This is a genomic window from Janibacter sp. RAF52, assembly GCF_052114035.1.
GTDB classification, from domain to species: Bacteria; Actinomycetota; Actinomycetes; order Actinomycetales; family Dermatophilaceae; genus Janibacter; species Janibacter hoylei.
In genome coordinates this window covers 372,523-391,529 of record NZ_JBFRDY010000002.1, presented here as the reverse complement: position 1 = coordinate 391,529, position 19,007 = coordinate 372,523, and the positions used below count along the sequence as shown (strand labels likewise).

General features: G+C 71.4%; 18 protein-coding genes. 2 read left to right on the top strand and 16 right to left on the bottom strand.

The features are described from left to right. Window positions 1-1,017, bottom strand: coding sequence for a Gfo/Idh/MocA family protein (locus tag AB4Y78_RS04370; protein ID WP_441736880.1), 1,017 nt, complete (start codon window positions 1,015-1,017; stop codon window positions 1-3). A 137-nt stretch (window positions 1,018-1,154) separates the two neighbouring features. On the opposite strand from AB4Y78_RS04370, the gene AB4Y78_RS04365 reads away from it, so the two are divergent. Next, window positions 1,155-1,895, top strand: a complete 741-nt coding sequence (locus AB4Y78_RS04365) for a GntR family transcriptional regulator (protein WP_306512832.1) — start codon at window positions 1,155-1,157, stop codon at window positions 1,893-1,895. A gap of 12 nt (window positions 1,896-1,907) precedes the next feature. On the opposite strand, the gene AB4Y78_RS04360 is transcribed toward AB4Y78_RS04365, so the two are convergent. The 7 genes from AB4Y78_RS04360 to AB4Y78_RS04330 all read right to left on the bottom strand — a co-directional run bounded on the left by AB4Y78_RS04360 (window position 1,908) and on the right by AB4Y78_RS04330 (window position 9,134). Further along, complete coding sequence (locus tag AB4Y78_RS04360) at window positions 1,908-2,651, bottom strand: hypothetical protein (RefSeq protein WP_259909153.1); 744 nt, start codon at window positions 2,649-2,651, stop codon at window positions 1,908-1,910. Continuing rightward, window positions 2,651-3,622, bottom strand: coding sequence for a vWA domain-containing protein (locus AB4Y78_RS04355; RefSeq protein WP_282071976.1), 972 nt, complete (start codon window positions 3,620-3,622; stop codon window positions 2,651-2,653). Before AB4Y78_RS04355 ends, AB4Y78_RS04360 begins: the two co-directional genes overlap by 1 nt. Next, window positions 3,619-4,602, bottom strand: a complete 984-nt coding sequence (locus AB4Y78_RS04350; protein ID WP_040880857.1) for a VWA domain-containing protein — start codon at window positions 4,600-4,602, stop codon at window positions 3,619-3,621. The genes AB4Y78_RS04355 and AB4Y78_RS04350 overlap by 4 nt, the downstream gene beginning before the upstream one ends. Further along, window positions 4,602-5,075 (bottom strand): hypothetical protein, encoded by a 474-nt coding sequence (locus tag AB4Y78_RS04345; protein ID WP_007925800.1) that lies wholly within the window; start codon window positions 5,073-5,075, stop codon window positions 4,602-4,604. Before AB4Y78_RS04345 ends, AB4Y78_RS04350 begins: the two co-directional genes overlap by 1 nt. Further along, window positions 5,065-5,946: a DUF58 domain-containing protein gene (locus AB4Y78_RS04340; protein ID WP_265230324.1), complete on the bottom strand. Its 882-nt coding sequence runs from the start codon at window positions 5,944-5,946 to the stop codon at window positions 5,065-5,067. The genes AB4Y78_RS04345 and AB4Y78_RS04340 overlap by 11 nt, the downstream gene beginning before the upstream one ends. A 7-nt stretch (window positions 5,947-5,953) precedes the next feature. Further along, window positions 5,954-6,913: an AAA family ATPase gene (locus AB4Y78_RS04335; protein ID WP_441714283.1), complete on the bottom strand. Its 960-nt coding sequence runs from the start codon at window positions 6,911-6,913 to the stop codon at window positions 5,954-5,956. Between the two features lie 145 nt (window positions 6,914-7,058). Then, window positions 7,059-9,134, bottom strand: a complete 2,076-nt coding sequence (locus AB4Y78_RS04330) for a discoidin domain-containing protein (RefSeq protein WP_441713994.1) — start codon at window positions 9,132-9,134, stop codon at window positions 7,059-7,061. A 108-nt stretch (window positions 9,135-9,242) separates the two neighbouring features. Between AB4Y78_RS04330 and AB4Y78_RS04325 the strand changes: the two genes are divergently transcribed. Beyond that, a complete protein-coding gene (locus AB4Y78_RS04325) occupies window positions 9,243-10,586 on the top strand; it encodes an MATE family efflux transporter (protein WP_441713996.1) in 1,344 nt (447 codons plus the stop codon). 98 nt (window positions 10,587-10,684) lie between these two features. Here the strand turns inward: AB4Y78_RS04325 and AB4Y78_RS04320 are convergent, their stop codons facing one another. The 8 genes from AB4Y78_RS04320 to AB4Y78_RS04285 all read right to left on the bottom strand — a co-directional run bounded on the left by AB4Y78_RS04320 (window position 10,685) and on the right by AB4Y78_RS04285 (window position 18,858). Continuing rightward, a complete protein-coding gene (locus tag AB4Y78_RS04320; RefSeq protein ID WP_441713997.1) occupies window positions 10,685-11,305 on the bottom strand; it encodes a hypothetical protein in 621 nt (206 codons plus the stop codon). Window positions 11,306-11,469: 164 nt separating this feature from the next. Further along, the gene (locus tag AB4Y78_RS04315) at window positions 11,470-13,050 is read right to left on the bottom strand and encodes a DUF3352 domain-containing protein (protein WP_306512842.1); all 1,581 of its coding nucleotides are present in this window, start codon (window positions 13,048-13,050) and stop codon (window positions 11,470-11,472) included. A gap of 182 nt (window positions 13,051-13,232) precedes the next feature. After that, window positions 13,233-13,679, bottom strand: coding sequence for a 50S ribosomal protein L9 (rplI, locus tag AB4Y78_RS04310; protein ID WP_007925812.1), 447 nt, complete (start codon window positions 13,677-13,679; stop codon window positions 13,233-13,235). A 30-nt stretch (window positions 13,680-13,709) separates the two neighbouring features. Then, complete coding sequence (rpsR, locus tag AB4Y78_RS04305; protein WP_007925814.1) at window positions 13,710-13,946, bottom strand: 30S ribosomal protein S18; 237 nt, start codon at window positions 13,944-13,946, stop codon at window positions 13,710-13,712. Window positions 13,947-14,041: 95 nt separating this feature from the next. After that, window positions 14,042-14,644, bottom strand: a complete 603-nt coding sequence (locus tag AB4Y78_RS04300; protein WP_259909163.1) for a single-stranded DNA-binding protein — start codon at window positions 14,642-14,644, stop codon at window positions 14,042-14,044. Window positions 14,645-14,719: 75 nt separating this feature from the next. Further along, on the bottom strand, window positions 14,720-15,007 hold the full coding sequence (gene rpsF, locus AB4Y78_RS04295; protein ID WP_007925817.1) for a 30S ribosomal protein S6: 288 nt from the start codon (window positions 15,005-15,007) through the stop codon (window positions 14,720-14,722). 171 nt (window positions 15,008-15,178) lie between these two features. Then, a complete protein-coding gene (locus tag AB4Y78_RS04290) occupies window positions 15,179-16,372 on the bottom strand; it encodes a hypothetical protein (RefSeq protein ID WP_441714000.1) in 1,194 nt (397 codons plus the stop codon). Window positions 16,373-16,500: 128 nt separating this feature from the next. Further along, window positions 16,501-18,858, bottom strand: coding sequence for a transglycosylase domain-containing protein (locus tag AB4Y78_RS04285; protein ID WP_441736878.1), 2,358 nt, complete (start codon window positions 18,856-18,858; stop codon window positions 16,501-16,503). Between the last annotated feature and the right edge of the window lie 149 nt (window positions 18,859-19,007).

Genomic DNA, 19,007 nt, shown 5'->3' with positions numbered 1-19,007 from the left:
TCACAGTCCTCGAATCTCGGTCAGGGCCACCGGGCGGCGCTGGGCGCGCGAGAGCTCGCAGGCCTCCGCCACGCGGAAGGCCTCGAGCGAGTCGGCGATGGTGCAGGGGCTCTCGAGGCGGCCGGCGGCCACCTCGCAGAAGGCGGTGAGCTCGGCCCGGTAGGCGGGCTGGAAGCGCTCCATGAAGGACCACACCTGCGGGCCGCGGGGGAAGTCGACGTCCGGCTCGGCGCTGACCATCGCGAGCGAGTGGTCCAGGCCGGCGGTGACCGTGCCGCGCTCGCCCATGACCTCCATGCGCACGTCGTGGCCACCGCCGTTGTACCGGGTCGTCGACATGAGGACGAGCGTGTCGTCGTCGAGGGTGAGCACCGCGGCGCCGGTGTCGACGTCGCCGGCCGCGGCGAAGAAGTCCGCGCCCTTGTTGGCCCCGACGGCGTAGACGGAGGCGATCTCGTGGCCGGTGACGAAGCGGATCGCGTCGAAGTCGTGGACCCCGCAGTCGCGGAAGATGCCGCCGGAGGTCGGAATGAACTCGGCTGGCGGCGGTGCCTGGTCGTGCGTGTTGGCGCGGATCGTGTGGACGAAGCCCAGCTCGCCGGAGGCGACGGCATCACGGGCCCGGGCGAAGCCGGCGTCGAAGCGTCGCTGGTGCCCGATGTGCACGGGGGTCTCGCTCGCGGCGTCGAGGCGGGCCAGCTCGATGATCTCGTCGAGGTCGCCGGCGACCGGCTTCTCGCAGAAGGTCGCCACGCCGGCGTCGATGCCCCGGCGGATCCACTCCGCGTGGCCGTTGGTCGCGGTCGCGACGACGAGACCGTCGATGCCGGCCTCGAGCAGTTCCTCGGGCCGGCACGTCTCGACCGCGGCGCCGGTCCCCCGGAGGCGGGCCGCGACCTCGGCCACGACGTCGGCCCGGGCGTCGGTGACGACAAGGGTCGCCACGGCCGGCAGGGCCACGAGGGTCTCGGCGTGGAAGGCGCCGATGCGGCCGAGGCCGACGAGTCCGATCCGCATCCGCGGCACGCTCCTTTGCGCGAGGGGCACGTGAGTGATGCGGGACACTCTGGCCCACTCCCTTCGCGCCTGTCAATAGTTTGTCAGGACATATTGACGTATGGCTGTCCTGCCGTCGTGCGCGTATGCTCCCCGGCATGTCAGCGCAGCAGCTCGAGGTGGTCATCGACCGCGAGTCGCCGGTGCCGCTCTACCACCAGCTCGCCGAGCAGCTGACCGCCGCCGTCGACGACGGACGCCTCCAGCCGGGCGATCCCTTCGAAAACGAGGTGGCCATCGCGACCCGCCTCTCCCTCTCCCGGCCGACGGTGCGCCGCGCGATCCAGAAGATGGTCGACCAGGGCCTGCTCGTGCGCCGCCGCGGCCTCGGCACGCGGGTCGCCAACCGCAAGGTGCACCGCAAGGCGCGCCTGTCCTCGCTCTTCGACGACCTCGAGGCCGAAGGGAGACAGCCGCGCACCGAGATCGTCGAGCTCGAGATGGGCACCGACGAGCGGGCCGCTGCGGCGCTCGACCTCGAGCCGGGGACCGAGATGCTCTCGCTCGTGCGGGTGCGCTCGGCCGGCGACCAGCCGCTGGCGATCATGCACAACTGGCTGCCGCCGGCCCACGCGGACATCACCCGTGAGGCCCTCGAGGCCCAGGGTCTCTACGCGCTCCTGCGCCGTCGGGGGGTCCGGCCCGTCGTCGCCCGCCAGTCGATCGGCGCGCGGATGCCGACGGCCGCCGAGCGCCGCGCCCTCGGCCTGCGCTCGGGCCAGCCCGTGCTGACGATGACGCGGATGGCCTTCGACGCCTCCGGCGCCGCGGTCGAGTTCGGCGACCACGCCTACCGGGCCGAGGACTACACGATCGACCTCATGCTCGACGAGCGCTGACGCCCCCGCCCGTCACCAGGGCTTGTCGACGCCCCCGGAGTTGCCCTCGTCCTGACCCTCTGCCTGGCGGCGCTCGCTCTCGGCCTCGTCCTGACCGGTCTTGTTGCGCTCCTCGAGCTCCTTCTGCTTCGGGTCCTTCTCCTCCTCGCCCTCTTCACCCTCGGACTCGTCGTCCTTCGTGTCCTCGGGGTCCTCCGGCTCCTCCTCGGGCTCCTTCTTGCCGGTCTGCTCCTCGAGCTTGTCCTTCTGCTCCTGCTGCTTGGCGCCGGCCTCGCCCTCGTTGCCGTCGTCGGACCCGTCGAGGCAGCCCTCGGGGCCCTCCTCGATGAGCGTCAGGGCCTCCTCGGCGAAGGCCTTCTCCTGGTCGGCGTCGCCGGCCTCCTTGGCCTGGTCGGCCTGCTGGGAGATCGTGATGACGAGGTTGGTCCGCACGGTGCAGTCGTCCTGCGGGTTGCCGGTGCGCGAGAGCGCCAGCTCGAGGTCGCGCCGACCCCCCTCGAGGTCACCGGACATCGACTTGCCCGTCCCCTCGACGAAGGGAGCACGCCACCGCTCGACGAGGTTGAGGATGCCCAGCCGCTCGGCGGCCCGGACCACGCCGGGCCCGTCGCCCGCGGCGTGCGCGTCCTGGGCCGAGCCCATGTGCAGGGGCAGGGTGAGGAAGCGCGCGGCGAGCACGAGGAGCACGATCGCGGGCAGCACGGTGCCCCAGACGAGGCGCCGCCGACGGCGCAGCCGGGGCTCGAGGGTCGCCATCACGACTCCACCCTTCGCAGTCGGCCGATCTCTCGGGTCATGGTGAAGAGGTCGACGAGGAGGAGCACGCACGCGATGACCGCGGCGACCCACACGAGCGAGGTGTAGGTCTCGATCTCGGTACCGGCGCCGTCGACGGTCGTGCCGGGGTCGGCCTCCTCGAGCGCCGGGCCGATGTCGCCGCCGGCCCGGTGGGTGTAGGGCACCCCGAGCTGCTCGGCGATCTCCTCGAGCTTGGCCTCGTCGATCTTGCTCACCCCGGGGTTGCCCGAGGCATCGGTCACGTCGTCACCGGTCGAGCCGTCGGCATTCGTCGTCGCCATCCGGCCTCCCTCCTCGGTGCCGTAGCCGAGCACGGCGCCACCGTCGACGAGGTCGGCCACGTCGAAGGGGGTCCCCGGCTCGGACGAGGTCTGCTCGCCGTCACCGAGGTAGAAGACGATGCGGGCCCGCTCGGGCTGGCGCTCCTTGACCCCCTCGAGGGTGGTGCGCAGGCGCTCATTGGCCTCGGTCACCGAGGAGCCGCCCGAGTAGAGGCTGTCCTCGGCGCGCAGGTTGTCCGTCGCGGTCCGCAGCGCCTGGGTGTCGGTCGTGAGCGGCATCGTCACGCGGGCCGTGTAGTCGAAGGTGATGATGGAGAAGCGGGCACCGGGCATCTCCTCCTGGATCTTCGCGATGTCGTCGCGGTAGCCGTCGAGGCGGGTCGCGCCGTCGACGTGGTCGCGGGCCATCGCCGAGGTCGTCGTGTCGACGACGAAGAAGACGTTGACGTCCGAGGCGGCCTGACGCGCGATGCCGCCGGTGGTCGCCGGGCCGAGCAGGGCGACGACCATGGCGAGCGCTGTCGCCAGCCGCAGGCCCCACCGCAGCCGGTGGCGCGAGTCGGCGGCGAGGCGCCAGCCGGTGAAGCCGACGAGCAGCAGACCGAGGAGCACGACGATCGGCCAGGGCAGGAGCGGATGCCAGCTCATCGGCGCCACCTCCACAGGACGGGGTAGAGGACGAGCAGGCCGAACACCGCCAGGGTCACCCACACGGCGGGCAGGTCGGTGCGCACGGTGATCGGGGCGCTGTCGGGCAGGCGGGCCGCCTCGAGCTCCTCGATGTCGCTCGTCACCTCGGCCGTCGCGCCGGGCTGGTCGAGCCCCCAGGTCCGCCCGCCGGTCTTCTCCGTCGCGGTGACGAGCTCCTGGTGGTTGCTGCCGAAGTCGTAGGGGTTGAGCCCGTAGACGCGGATCTTGCGCTCGGTCGCCAGGTCGGCCGCCTCGTCGAGGGTGTAGACGCCCTCGCCGTGCACCTCGTTGTCCGTACCGAGGATGATCGCGCGCGGCCGCTCCTGGTCGAGGTGGTCGAAGTTGAAGACGCAGCTCGCCAGACCGTCACCGACCTGCGAGCTGGCCATGATCCGCTCGTTGAAGGTGCCGTCGGTCGGGCTGTACTGCCCGCCGCCGAAGGTCGTGAAGCCCTCGGCGTAGCCGGTCAGCTGCTCCTCGACGAGCTCGTAGTCGTCGGTGAGGGGGAAGGCGGTGACCGCCTGGTTGTTCCACAGCACGAGCCCGATGCGCTCGCCGCGGAAGCTCTTGACGATCTCGGCGAAGTCCTCGAGCACCGCCTTGTCGGTCCGGATCATCGACCCGGAGACGTCGAGGCAGAGCATGATGTCGCGGTTGTTCTTCTCCGGCTCGATCGTCTCGGTCGTCGCGGGTCGCCCGGCGGCGACCGCGAGGGGCAGGACGGTCAGGCCGATGATCGCGGCGATCCCGAGCAGCCGGGTGCGCTGCCGGGCGACGGCGGCACGGTAGGCGGGCAGTCGGGTGAGCCGGCGGGTGTGGGCGACGAGGACGGCCGTGCGGGCCGCCGTGTCGCGCCCGGCGAACCACCAGCCGAGGGCCGCGACGGCGCCGATGGCCAGGACGATGAGCAGGGTGAGCCACCACCACGTCAGACCCATCACGACCACCCCCCGACGACCTCGCGGGCCGCGCCCGCTGACGCCTCGAAGCTCGGCCGGTCGGCCTCGGCCGCCCCGAACTGCCGGGGGTAGAAGGTCTCGATGAGCTGCGCGAGGTGGGCCGGGCCGCGCTCACGCAGGTCCTGCGCGGTCATGGTGTCGGCACGCAGCCCGCTCGCCTTGGCGACGAAGCCGCGCACCACCTTCGACAGCTCGTGGTGACCCCGGCGGGCGGTGATCTTGCCGCCGCCGACGGCCGAGTCGATCTCGTCGATCCGACGCAGGGCGTCCCGCCGCAGCTTGGTCAGGGCGGAGGGCGGCAGTGAGCCGCCACGCTCCTGCGGGTCCGGCGTGCGCGTGAAGAGCCAGATGCAGACGCACCAGATGATCAGGGCGAAGATGATGAAGCCGCCGAGGAGCGGCCAGGTGATCGCGTAGTCCTGCGGGGCGAGGTAGATCGGGTCAGCGTCCACGGCGCCTCTTCTCGAGCATGCGCACGATCATCGGCACGACCTCGTCGGTGTGCCCGGCGCGCGCGGAGGAGACGTCGGTCCGCCGCAGCATGGTCTCGACATCCGCCCTCCGGGTGGTCTCCGACCGGCCGAACTCCTCCGCCAGGAGGCGGTCGGTGGCCAGCAGCTCGGGCAGCGTGTGGTCGGCGGCGACATCGCGCACGAGGGTGTCCTCGGCGACGCCGAGGGGGTCGAGGTCGGCGACGTCGACCCACAGGACCTCGTGGCGCAGCCGCAGGCTCCGCAGCAGGTCCTCGACCTCGCGGGGCTCGACGCCGTCGTCGGCGATGATGAGCAGGACCTTGCGCCCGCGGACGTTGCGGCTGACGTGCCGCAGCAGTCCCGGCAGGTCCGAAGGGGGTGAGTCCGGCTGGGAGAGGGCGATCGTCTCCTGGAGGACGTGCTCGAGGTGAGCCTCCGAGTTGCGCGCACGGGTGGCGTGGATGCGCCCCGGCCCGCCGCTGATCATCGACACGTCGTCGCCGTGGCGCACGGCGAGCCAGCCGAGGACCCCTGCGGCGAGGACGGCGATGTCGCGCTTGGGCTCCCCACCGGCGGCCGTGGCGGCCATCTCCCGGCCGGCGGGCATGATGACGACGAGGGAGAAGTGGCGCTCGGCGACGTAGCGCTTGATGAGCATCGAGCCGTGCCGGGCCGAGGCCCGCCAGTCGATGTCCCGGATGTCGTCACCGACCGCGTACTCGCGCAGGTCGTCGAAGTCCATCGACCGTCCCTTGTGGACAGAGGCGTACCCGCCGTCGAGCAGCGCGACCGACCGGCGTCGGACGTGGATCGACAGCTTCCCCTTGACCTTGTGGACCAGTCGCGTCATGGCCGCCCTAGGGGGTGCGGACGGCGCGCACGACGGCGTCGATGATCGTCTCGACGCGCACGTCGTCGGCGGTGGCTTCGTAGGTGAGCAGCACGCGGTGACGCAGGACGCGGTGGGCCAAGTGGCGCACGTCCTCGGGGATGACGTGGTCGCGGCCCTGGAGCAGGGCGGAGGCGCGCGCGGCCTTGGCGAAGGCGATGGAGGCACGGGGGCTCGCGCCGATCTCGACGTACCGCGCCAGCTCGGGCGGCATGACCTTGCCCGGGGTGCGGGTGGCCGAGACGATGAAGGTGATGTAGTCGAGGATCGCCTTGTCGAGGTAGACCGAGGCGGCCAGACGCTGCAGCTCGCGGGCGTCGGCGACGTCGATCATCGCCCGGTCCGGCTGGTCGAAGACGCCGGAGTCGATGCGGCGCACGACCTCGGCCTCCTCCGCGGGGCTCGGGTAGTCGAGCAGGTCCTTGAGCATGAAGCGGTCGAGCTGGGCCTCGGGCAGGACGTAGGTGCCCTCCTGCTCGATGGGGTTCTGCGTCGCGAGGACGAGGAAGGGCTCGGGCACCTTGAAGACCTGACCGCCGATGGAGGTCTGCCGCTCCTGCATCGCCTCGAGCATCGCCGACTGCGTCTTGGCCGAGCTGCGGTTGATCTCGTCGAGCAGGACGAAGTTGGCGTGGACCGGGCCGAGCTGGGTGACGAACTTGCCCTGGCTCGCGTCGTAGACCTGGGTGCCGACGATGTCGCTCGGCAGCAGGTCGGGCGTGCACTGGATCCGCTTGAAGGAGCCACCGATCGCCGTCGCGAGCGCGTGCGCCGCCGTGGTCTTGGCCAGGCCGGGCACCGACTCGAGGAGCACGTGGCCGCTCGTCAGCAGACCGATGAGGAGGGTCTCGCGCAGACGCTTCTGCCCGACGACCTTCGTCTCGAAGCCCTTGTCGACCGCCGCGACGAGGCTGCGGGCCCGCTCCATCTGGTCCTTGCTGATCCTGCTCGTGGGCGGCACGAGGCTCCCCCTTCGATCGGTGGTCGATGTCGCGGCCACTCTACGGAGTGACGCGACCTGCGGCACTGGGGAGCACTCCCCCCGAGACCGGCCGCGACATCGCCCCCTTCGCTCAGCTCGTCATGACGACGTCGTGCAGGGAGACGCCGTACCGCGTGGCGCGGCGGTCGGCGACGATCCGCACGTGCCGCGCCGAGGCGCCGGGCAGGCGGATGGTGTCGATGCCGCCGTCGCTGTCCTTGACCGTCTCGACGGTGGTCCACGACCGGCCGTCGAGGCTCGTCTGGACCCGGTACGACGAGGCGTACGCCGCCTCCCAGTCGAGGGTGATCCGACGCACGAGGCGCGGGGTGCCGAGGTCGACGGCCCACCACGCGTCGTCACCCCAGGCGCTCGCCCACCGGCTCGTGGCGCTGGCGTCGATGGCATTGCCGGCCCGGTAGCTGCCCGCGAGGCTCCACTGGGTCGAGCTCGCGGTGGCCACCGCCCCCTTCGTCAGGTCTGAGCCCTCCTGCCAGCCCGTCGTCGCCGCCCAGGTGCGCAGGTAGGACTCCGGGCCGCGCAGCAGGTCCTGGACGACCTGCTCGCCGCGGGTCCCGCCGTGGGTGCGCATGTCCTGCACCCAGTCCGGGATCATCCCGTAGTGCGCGACGCCGTCGCGGTTGTAGTCCCAGATCCGCTGGCCGGTCACCTGGCGGTCGACGGTGCCCGACCCGGTGACGGTCGGGAAGGGGTACTTCAGCGGCTTCTCCGCGGCGTCGTCGCGGGGCGGCGGGGTGCCACCGAAGCCGTTCATGTCCATGCCGAAGCCGTAGCCGACGCCGTACTTCTGCCGCACCGGCCGATCGGCGTGACCCTCCTCGACGAAGTCCTCGGCACCGTGCCCGTACTGGGCGATGAAGCCGCCGAGCCGGTAGACCCGCTCGGTGAACTGCTTGTCCATCCACGAGTGGCTCGAGATGACGCCCGGGTAGCCCTCGGCCTCGAGGATCTCCATCGTCCGCTTGGCGGACTTGACGCTCTGGTGGTCGATCTCGACCATGAGATCTCGCTCCATCATCCCGCGCAGCGCGTACTCACCGAGCGAGGTCAGCCCGCGCTTGTTGCAGTGCGGCCCCTTGGGATAGATCGGCAGGACCTGCACCGGCAGGTGCTTGGCCACCTCGGGCGGGATGACCCCGCCCTCGACGGTGTTGTCGTGCAGGGAGGTCGGGCAGGACTCCACCTGCCAGAACTGCCCGGTGCTCAGGAAGTTGCCGGCGTTGACGACGATGCCCTGGGTGCCGGAGTCGAAGCGGACCCCGCACAGCGCGTTGTCGAACTTGTGGCACAGGTACATCGAGCGGATGCCGAGCTCCTTGGCCTCGTCGAGGCCGGCGTCGATCTGGGCCTTGGTGCAGTGCGCGATCCCGATGGTCTGCCCACAGCCGAAGGGAGCGGACACCTCCATCCCGAGGATGACGGCGAGCTTGCCCTGACGGATGTACTCGCGGGCCTCCTGGGCCGAGTAGGCAATCCGAAACCAGCCCTTGCCCGGGCCGCCGTGCCGCGCGTCGATGAAGGCCTCGAGCTCCTTGGTCTTCTTCACCTGCCGGCGCACGACGTCCATGTCGTTGCACGAGCTCGTGTTGACCTGCGTCGGCAGGGAGCAGAGCACCGAATTGTTGACGGTGTCGGCGACCATGATGCGCTGCCCGCCACGCCAGGCCCGCTCGACCCAGCGGTAGTACATCTGCTGGTGGGTCAGCGAGGACCACTTCGGCGCATCGGCGAAGGAGGGGTAGAGCGTGGTCGAGTGGGTGTCCAGCGGGCCCTTGCCCTCGAGGTGGGTGAGGTTCTCGATGAGGCCGGTCCGCCCGTCGCTGCCGTGGCTGTGGCAGTCGGTGAGGGCGTCCTGGATGCCGAGCTCGCTGAAGGTCTTGCCGCAGACGATGTCCCCGCCGAATCCTTCGTCGGACATCAGGTGGGTGTGCGCGTCGATGAGCCCGCGCACCTCCCCCTGCGGCGTCGCCGTCGACGGGGCGCCCGTGACGTTGACCTCCGAGTCCTTGGCCTGCGGGTTGCTCTGCTCGTACCAGGGCTTGGTCCCGGCACCGGCTCCCGGGGCGAGCAGCCCGAGGACGAGGGCAAGCACGAGCAGGGCGAAGGGGGTCCCTCTGCGCCTGGTCCTGCGGCGGGGTGTGGTCATGGCGGTCTCCGATCGGTGGCGTCGAATGAGGCCCGGGCTCCACAGGCTACCGACGAGTAACACTTTGGTCTACCGGTGAGTAACTTCATGGCTCCGTAGGGTGCGTGGGTGCACTCCCCCGACCCGGCCCCGCGCGTCGGCCCCCGCGAGGTGCTCGGCCTGGCCGTCCCCGCCTTCCTCGCGCTCGTCGCCGAGCCGCTCTTCCTCATGGTCGACGCGGCCGTCGTCGGACGTCTCGGCGTCGTGCCGCTCGCCGGCCTGGGGGCCGCGAGCTCCGTCCTCCTCACTGCCGCAGGCGTCTTCGTCTTCCTCGCCTACGGCACGACGAGCGTCGTCGCCCGTCAGTTCGGCGCCGGCTCGCGGCGCGGGGCCCTCGAGACCGGCGTCGGCGGCGTCTGGCTCGCCGGAGGCCTCGGGGTGCTCGCGGCCCTCGTCGTCGGTCTGGCCGCCCGACCCCTGGCCCACGCCTTCGGGTCGTCGCCGGCCGCCCTCGACGAGGCCGTCGTCTACCTGCGCATCAGCGCCCTCGGCCTGCCCGCGATGCTGCTCGTCCTCGCCGCCACCGGCATCCTGCGCGGCCTGCAGGACACCCGCACCCCACTGGCCGTCGCCACCCTCGGCTTCGGCGCCAATGCCGTGCTGTCGGTCGTGCTGGTCCTCGGGCTCGACCTCGGCATCGGCGGTGCCGCCTGGGGCACGGTCATCGCCCAGTGGGGCATGGCCGTGGCACTGCTCGGGGTGGTCCTGCGCGAAGGGAGGGCCGCCGGGGCCTCCCTTCGTCCGCACGTCGGTCGGGTGGCGGCCGCTGCCCTCGACGGCGTCCCCCTGCTCGTGCGGACCCTCGCGCTGCGAGCCGTCATCCTGCTGACCGTCGCGACCGCCGCCGACTTCGGTGACGTGCCGCTCGCCGCCTACCAGGTGACGACGACGGTCTGGTCGCTCCTCGTCTTCGCCCTCGACGCGCTCGCGATCGCCGGCCAGGCCCTCACCGGGGCCCAGCTCGGCAGCGGCGACGCGCGGGGGGCACGTGAGGCGACCGCCCTCATGGTCCGGTGGGGCGTGTGGGGCGGGTTCGCCCTCGGCCTCGTGCTGCTGGCGCTGCACCGGGTGCTGCCGATCCTCTTCACCGACGACCCCGCCGTACGCGGCGCGATCGCCGCGGGGCTGGTCGTCATCGCGCTCGGGCAACCGCTCGCCGGCTACGTCTTCGTCGTCGACGGGGTGCTCATCGGGGCCGGCGACGGGCGCTGGCTCGCCGGGTCGATGGCCCTCGTGCTGCTCGCCTACGTGCCCGTCGTCGCGGTGACCCGGGCGGTCGGCGGAGGCCATGGGCCGGAGGCCGCCGTCGTCGCGCTGTGGATGGCCTTCACCGTCTTCATGCTCGTGCGGGGCGCCTTCATGGCCTGGCGCATCCGAGGCGATGCCTGGGCCGTCACCGGCGCCACCCGCTGACCCCACCTGCGCATCTCCCTAGGGAAATACCCATCCACGTACACATTTCCCTAGGGAAATTCGGCCCCACCTGCGCATTTCCCTAGGGAAATGCGCCCTCAGACGACGCTGGGGCGGGTGCTGTCGGCGTAGGAGTACCAGCCCTGCGCGGCCAGGCCCTGGGCCACGCGGCGGCGGCCGGCGGCGCCCTCGGCGGTGACCACCGCGAGCTCTGCGGGGCGCAGCGGGGTGAGCGGGAGGACCCGCGCGCCGGAGCCCTCGAGGTCGAGGTCGACGGGCCGGCCGGGCAGCTGGACACCGATGAGCGCGCCGAGACGGCCGTCATCGACCCAGTCGGCCGGGGCGTGCTCGCCCGACAGCTCGACGGAGAGCAGGTCGTGGGCGTCGAGTGCCTCAGCGAGGCTCGCCGCAGCACCGGCCACGGCACCGGCCGCCTCCTCGAGGGCGGCGGTCAGCCACCGCCCCTCGCCGGTGGGCCCGGAGAGCAGCTCGCGCCCTTCGACGTAGAGCTCGACGCCCAGACCGCCGGAGCCCGCGCTCAGGCCGTCGGTGCTGACGATGCCCGTGTGGGGCGTCGTCACGAGGACGTAGGACGAGGCCCCCGTCGGCCACAGCCCGCCCTCGTCGGCGTCGCCCAGCGCGCCGTGCTGCGCCCCGACGGAGCCGACGGCCCGCCAGAAGTCGGCTCGACGCTCACCACTGCGGTCGGTCTGATCCATGGAAGTCACCCCTGCATCCTGCCCGCTGCGCGGGGCGGGCGAAAGTCAGGCCCCCCCGCCCCGTCCACTGGACGACGCCCCATGACGAAGGGGGGCCCCGCCGGTCGTCGGCGGGACGCCCCCTTCGTCATCGCGGGCGGCACAGCGGGCCGCCCGCAGCGGGCTCACTTCGTCGTCAGACGGAGGGTGAACTCGGCCTGGTCGCCCTCGCCCCACATCGCGAACCCGACGGCCGACAGCGGCTCGAGGTTGGCCCTGGTCTCGTCGTCCATGTCGGAGCCGAAGGTCTCGACGATCTTGCTGATGTCGGCGTAGGCGACGGTGCCGGCCTTGTCGGCGTCCGGGACGGCGTCCTTGAAGGCGTCGGAGTCACCCAGCCCACTGCCACCGGCGACCTCGTCGGCGTAGCCGGACGGCGTCGCGACGACGGTGCGCCCGTCACCCGCGTCCTTGACCTCGAAGACCGGACCGCTGGAGTAGCCGGAGGGGCTGCCCTGCGTGCTCCCGACGACCTTGTCGATCAGGCCGCGGTCGCCATTGCTGACGAAGGCCACCTTGGGCTCGTCGGCGTCCGGACCGAGCGCGACGGTCGTCTCGCTGCCGACCGCCTTGGCGACGTCCTCGGGCACGGACAGACCGGTCTCGCTCGTGAAGTCGTCGAGGCCCTCCTGCCACTCGTCGCCCAGGCTCTCGCGGGCCGCCTTGTCGATGTCGGGCCAGGCCTTGCGCAGCGACTCGTCGAGGCCGGCGACCGAGAAGGCCGCGAGCGTGCTCGTCGGCAGCTTGCCGATGGAGGTCCCGTCACCCGCGGGCACACTGCCCTCGGGCAGGTCGTTGACCCGACCGGCGAGCTCGAGGGTCGGCCCGTCGAAGCGCAGCGCGGCGGCGTACCGCCCCTGCGACTGGCCGCTGCCCGTGACGTCCTCGCCGATCACCGACTCGAGCTCGGCGGCCCTGGTGCCGTCCATCCACGCCGTCGCGATGCCGTCCTCCCCGAGGTCGGACATGTCCTGCGAGAAGCCGTCGGCCTCCGAGAGCGGGGCGGACGCGGCCTCGTTGACCGCCTTGTCGACGACCCCCTGGTCCTCGCCGCAGAGGACCCACTCGGGCTGGACCGAGCAGTAGGTGCCGTCGCCTGCGAGCTTGCCGATGCCCTGGGTGGCGGCGTCCTGGTCGGTGCTGGCCAGGGCCATGACGACCTCGGGCTCACCGCCGTCGGTCCCCGGGAGCAGCGCGACGCCGACCCGCTGGCCGAGCCACGGCTCGACGTCCTGCGCGTAGTCGACGCCCTCGAACTCGCCGTCCTCCTGCAGCTCCTCGAAGATCTCCTTGCGCAAGTCCCCGTCCTCGTCCATGTCGGCCAGCGGGTCCTGGGCACCCGGGAACTTGCGGGCGAAGCGGAAGGCATCGACCTTCTGGTCTGCGGAGGGGTCGAGATCGAGCTTGGCAAAGGCGAAGGCCGAGGCCGGGAGCGCCTCCTCGGGCTGGGGGCCGCCCCCGTTGATCTTGCTGTAGGCGAAGAGCGCGCCACCGCCGAGGAGGCCGAGCGAGAGGACACCTGCGGTGCCGAAGGCGAGCCACTTCAGGCCGGAGCCGGAGCGCGGCGTCGGCTGCTGGGGCGCCTGACCCCACTGGCCGGCGGGCTGGCCGTAGGGCTGCTGGTACATCGGCTGTCCCTGGTAGGGCTGGCCGTAGCCGGGCTGCTGGCCGTAGCCGGGCTGCTGGCCGTAGGGCGGCATGGTCATGGTGGGCTCCCCGCTCGTCGTGATGTCTTACCAAGACCTTACGGTCGGCGACCGCCCCACGGACATGGGGAGGACTACCCATGAGATGACGACGGCGCCGCCCCTGGGGAGCTCACGCAGGACGCATGACGAAGGGGGGCGACCCACCACACGGTGGATCGCCCCCCTTCGAGCGGGTGTCGTCAGCCGGCGACGATGTCGAGGCTGATCTTCGCCTGGACCTCGGGGTGGAGACGCACGAGCGCCTCGGCCGGGCCCACCGACTTGATCGGGGTCGGGATCTCGATCGTGCGACGGTCGAGCTCCGGGCCACCGGCGGCCGCGACGGCCTCGGCGACCTCGCGGCTGGTCACGGCGCCGAAGAGGCGACCGGACTCACCGGCGTGGGCGCTGATGGTGACCGACTTCGACTCGAGGTTGCCCTTGATCGACGTCGCCTCCTCGAGGGACTTGCCAGCGCGAGCCGCACGGCCGGCGGCGAGCGCCTCGACCTGCTTCTGCGCACCCTTGGTCCACTGCTCCGCGAGACCGCGGCGGTAGAGGAAGTTGCGGGCGTAGCCCGGCTTGACGTCGACGACGTCACCGGCGGTACCGAGGCCGGAGACCTCGTGGGTGAGGATGACCTTCATGTCTGCTCCTGAGTTCTTCGCGGCCGCGGATCAGCGGTTGGACGAGGAGTAGGGCAGCAGCGCCATCTCCCGGGCGTTCTTGACGGCGGTCGCGATGCGACGCTGCTCCTGGACGGAGACGCCGGTGACCCGACGGGCGCGGATCTTCCCGCGGTCGGAGATGAACTTGCGCAGCAGGTTCGCGTCCTTGTAGTCGATGTTCTCGACCTTCGCCGCCTTGAGCGGGTTGGCCTTCTTCTTGGGCTTGCGCACTACGGGCTTGGCCATCGTGGTGCTCTCCTTCGTGTTCACGAGAGCCCGAGGTTGGTCCTCGGGATGGGGGTGGTGTCAGTGCCCGGGCGTACCCGGGCGTGAGAGATCGATCAGAAGGGGGGCTCGTCGTAGCTGGGCGCACTGCCCCAGCCGCCGCCACCCTGGTTGCCGCCGCCCTGGGCAGGAGCCTGCTGGCCGCCGAAGCCGCCACCCTGGGGAGCGCCGCCCTGCTGGCCACCGCTCGCCCACGGGTCGTCCTGCTGGCCGCCGAAGCCGCCACCCTGGGGAGCGCCGCCCTGCTGGCCGCCGCCCCACGAGCCACCGCCCTGGCCGCCGCCGCCACCGCGCTGGGTCTTCGTCACCTTGGCGGTGGCATAGCGCAGCGACGGGCCGACCTCGTCGACCTGCATCTCCATGACGGAGCGCTTCTGCCCGGTCTCCTTGTCCTCCCACGAGCGGGAGACGAGGCGACCGGTCACGACGACGCGGGTACCACGGGTGAGGGACTCCGCCACGTTTTCAGCGGCCTCGCGCCACACGGAGCAGCGCATGAAGAGCGTCTCCGCGTCCTTCCACTCGTTCGTCTGACGGTCGAACGTGCGAGGGGTGGAGGCAACGGTGAAGTTGGCCACTGCGGCACCACTCGGCGTGAACCGGAGCTCCGGGTCCGCCGTGAGGTTGCCGATAACGGTGATGGGGGTCTCGCCAGCCATGGGTTTCCTTCTCGATCGGTGATCGTCTCAGGTGAGCCTGTCAGCAGACACCGACAGGCCGGAGGGTGAGGCCGCTCAGGCCTCGACGCGCATGAGCTTGGTCCGCAGGACCTGCTCGGAGAGACCCAGCTGCCGGTCGAGCTCCTTGCTCGTCTCCGGCGTGCAGGTCAGGTTGGCGACGGCGTAGAGGCCCTCCGCCTTCTTGTTGATCTCGTAGGCGAGACGACGACGGCCCCAGTGGTCGATCTTGTCCACGCTGCCGCCGTCCTTGGTGACGACGGTGAGGAACTTGTCGAACAGCGGCTGGACGGCCCGCTCGTCGGTCTCGGGGTCGAAGATGACCATGAGCTCGTACTGACGCATGCTGATAACCCGCCTCCTTCGGTCTGAACGGTCACGGTCTCTCCGTGACAGGAGGGTTGTGCATCCGCCCCCGGGCAGGCTCGTCGGGCGACGAGCAGACGCGGGGGACCGACCAAGGCTATCGGCTGCACTCCCTTCGCACCAAAGCGTGCCCCGGACGGGTGGCCGACGTCAGACCCCGGCCGGCTCCTGTGGACGGGCGTCGAGGCGGGGGCCCGGCTGTGGACGGGGCGCCGGGTTGTCGACGGGGGTGTACCAGACGCTCCACAGCAGGAAGCACCACGCGATGGCCCGGCCGAGGACGACGACGGCGTACCAGGGGGCGGGCAGTCCCTTGTCCGGGTCGGACGCCGCGCCGATGTGCAGCCACAGCGCACTCGCGTGGACCGCCTCGACGGCGACGAAGCCCAGGTGGGTGCGCCACGAGACGCCCGCGAGGAGCGCGAGCGGCAGCACCCACAGCGCCGCCTGCACCGGCACCGAGGTGCCGGTGAGCGCGAGGACCGGCACGCTGAAGGCCGCCACCTGCGCCCATGTCGCCGGGCGCCACGCGCGACGGGCCATGACGACGGCCGCCCAGACCGCGCCCACCCACCCGACGAGGGCGACGATCGGCGCGACCCGGTCCGGCACCGGGTGCCCGGCGAGCTCCGGGATCATGAGGATCGAGCCGTAGCCGGGCTTCTCCGCCCACCACGTCTGCAGGGGCCCGAGGACGATGTCAGGAGAGGCGATCGCCAGCACGGCCATGATGCCCACGGCGGTCGCGAGGGCGATGACGACCGTGCGGACCGCCTCGTCGGTGCGCTCCTCCCGGCGGGCGGCCACGACGAGGGCGATCGCGACGAGGCCGACCCACGCGTGCCCGAGCAGAGCCAGCCCGAGCAGCACGCCCGCCAGGGTCGTGCGACGACGCGCGTCGGCGAGCATCGCCGCGAGGACCAGGGTGACGACGACGAGGTCGGGCGACAGCAGCGCCGCGACGACGTGGATCGGCGACAGCGCGAGCTGGGTCGCCAGGTCGAGCCGCTGCGGACGCAGCCGGCCCACGCACCAGACCGCGACGGCGAGCGCGGCGGTGATGAGCAGCGTCCAGATGACGAGGTACCAGCGCGACGAGTCCAGCCAGTTGCCGTCCGGCACGATGCCGCCGACCAAAGCCATCAGCCCCGACAGCAGCGGCATCTGCTCGAGCCGGACGTCGCCGCCCAGCCAGGCTGGCAGCCCCCGGTCGAGCCCGGCCAGCTGGTACTGCGCCGGCAGGTCGGAGAAGCAGCCCCGCCAGAACTGGTCGTCGCCGTTCCACCCGTTGGCCACGCAGTGGCCCTGACGCAGCACCGCGCCCGAGATCGGGAGCACCGACATCAGGACGATCAGGGGCAGGAGCCGACCCAGACTCCGCTCGCGCCCCGACGCCCGTCGCCCCAGCGGACCACCGATGATCGCGCTGGCGTCCCCGGGCAGGAGGTCGCGCGGCGTCCACTCGCGGGGCACTAGTCGCCTCGGCCCTCGGTCGCACCCCGGCCCGGCGTCAGGCTGGGCAGCGTCGGCTCCGGGGGCTCAGGGGGCTGCGTGGTCGAGGTGGGCTTCGGGGTCGACGAGGTCGGCTTGGGAGTCGACGAGGTCGGCTTCGGGGTCGAGGTCGGCGACTTCGTCGTCGACGTGGACTTCGAGGTCGACGTGGACTTCGACGTCGACGAGGAGCTGCTCGACGAGGACTTCGAGCTCGACGAGGAGCTGCTCGGGGAGCGCGTCGTCGTGGGCGTGGGCGCGGGGGCCTGGGTCGTCGTGATCGGCGCCGGGGCGTCGGTCGGCGGGTCGGTCTGCGGCCGGTACTTGACGTTGCCCGGCGGTGGCAGCCGCTTGACCGGCTCACCCTCGAGCGCGCCGATCATGTAGTCGGTCCAGATCCGCGCCGGCACGGTGCCACCGGTGATCTCTCCGTACTCGCCGACATTGCTCAGCTGGTTTTCTTCGGTGAGCGAGCCGTCGCCCTTGTACATGCCGACGGCGGTCGCGAGCTGGCCCGGGGTGAAGCCGTCGAACCAGGCGGCGTAGTTGTTGGAGGTCGTGCCGGTCTTGCCCCCGACGGGGCGGCCGAGATCGGCGACGGTCGGGTAGGCGGTGCCGCCGGGCTGACCGACGAGGCTCATGGCCTGGATCGTGTCGCGGGCGACGTCCTGGGGGAAGGCCCGCCGCACGTCCTTCTTGACCTTGTAGTCGATGTCGTAGGCGCCCGTGCTCGTCACCGACGAGATGTAGTACGGGGTGGCCCGGCGCCCTTCGGCCGCGATCGTCGCGTAGGCATTGGCCATGTCGATGACCCGGACGGAGTCCGTACCGAAGACATTGCCCGGGCCGTCCGACAGCGGGACCTTCTTGTCACCCTGCCACCCGATGACGCCGGCGTCCTTGGCGGACGCGGCGGTCGACTTCGGGGTGACCGCGAGGTTGAGCTGCGCGTAGTAGGTGTTGACCGACTTCTGGGTCGCCGTGCGCATGTTGACCGGGCCGTACGACGAGTTGCCGTAGTTGACGATGCCACCGGCCCGCTGGATCGGCGTGGCGTCGGAGCCGGAGTAGACGAAGGCCCGGTTGTAGTACGGGCTCGCGCCGCTGTACGTCGTGTACAGCGGGATGCCCTTGCGCAGGGCCGCGATCATCGTGAAGGGCTTCATCGTCGAGCCGGCCTGCATCTTGCCGTCCACGGCCGAGTTGAAGTAGCCGTACTTGCCGCGGCCGAACTTCTCGCCGCCGTACATGGCCCGGATCGCCCCGTCGCCCGGCTGCACCGAGGCGAGACCGATGTGGAGGTCCGCGGTCCGGCGCCCCGTCGGCCGGTGCTCCTTGACCGCCTTGACCGCCGCGGCCTGCGCGTCCTTGTCGATCGTCGTGACGATCTTGAAGCCGCCGCGGTCGATGTCCGCGTCGCTCAGCTCGAGGCGGTTGCGCAGCTCGGAGCGCACCTCCTCGGTGATGAAGCCGATGTCATCGGACTTCGCCTGCGATCGCTTGGGCGCCTTGGTCTTCGGGAACTTCTGCTCGGCCCGCTCGGAGGCGGTCATCCAGCCCTGGTCGACCATGCCGTCGAGGACGTAGTTCCACCGGCTCGTCGCCAGCTCGGTCTGCTCCTCGCCGAGGGCGGGGTCGTAGAGCGAGGGGCCGCGGATGACGCTCGCGAGCAGCGCGCCCTCGGAGGGCGTGAGGTCCTCGACGTCCTTGTTGAAGTAGGCCTTGGACGCGGTCTGGATGCCGTCGGCGCCGCGACCGAAGTAGATGGTGTTGAGGTAGTTGGTGAGGATCTCGTCCTTGCTGAGCTCACCGTCGATCTTCACCGACAGGAGGATCTCGCGGCCCTTGCGCTCGAGCGTCTGGTCCTGGGTGAGGAAGTAGTTCTTCACGTACTGCTGGGTGATGGTCGAGCCGCCGCCCCGGTCCTCGCCGGCGAGCGCACCGCTCACCGCACGGAAGATGCCCTTGGGCGAGATGCCCCGGTTTTCGTAGAAGCTGCGGTCCTCGGCGGCGAGGAAGGCGTGCTGCACGTGCTCCGGCACCCGGTCGAGCTCGACGGCCTCGCGGTTGACCTTGGCGATCCGGTCCATCTCCGTCTTGCCGTCGGAGTAGTAGATGACCGAGGCCTGCGAGACCGCGTGGTCGTTGGGCTTGGGGATGTCGATGAGCAGGTACGCCGCGACGACCGCGCCGATGCCGAGAGCGACGAGGGCGGTCAGCCCGATGAGGACCTTGCGCAGGATGCGTCGCTTCCCCCGCTTGGGGCGCGCGCTGCTCCGCCGGGACGACGAGCGTCGCCGAGACCGCGCCTCGGCGCGGGAGCGGGGGGAGTCGGACATGAGGGCACCTCTGCACACGCGGGATCACGACTAGACCTCCCCAGTATGAACGCATCGCGGCGCGCCCACCCACGTCGAGTCGATGTATCACCTCGATACATCGGGTACGCTCTCCCCGCACCGAGCCGCCGGCCGGTGGTCCACCGACC